This is a genomic window from Pseudoalteromonas luteoviolacea NCIMB 1942 (assembly GCF_001625595.1).
Taxonomy (GTDB): Bacteria; Pseudomonadota; Gammaproteobacteria; order Enterobacterales; family Alteromonadaceae; genus Pseudoalteromonas; species Pseudoalteromonas luteoviolacea_A.
Map to the genome: position 1 here is coordinate 1 of NZ_AUXT01000093.1, position 223 is coordinate 223.

At 39.9% G+C, this 223-nt stretch carries 1 pseudogene; it reads left to right on the forward strand.

The features are described 5' to 3' along the window. Nucleotides 1-86: 86 nt before the first annotated feature. Nucleotides 87-223 (forward strand): annotated as a pseudogene (locus tag N482_RS25515) (IS110 family transposase); the annotation flags it as partial.

Consider the following 223-nt stretch of genomic DNA (forward strand, 5'->3'; position numbering starts at 1 on the left):
ATGGGTGATGAGATGGACACTCCTAAATCGGCGTCAATGCGCCAAACTGAAGGTGTTAATAACGACAGTTAACAGGAGCATCCATCATGAATAACTTTAGTATATTGAGCATCGATTTGGCAAAAAATGTATTCCAATTGCTAGGCTTCGATCAATTTGGCAAACCTTGTTTATCAAAGCGCCTATCTCGAACAAAGCTTTATGAAGCTCTAATCAACTTGCC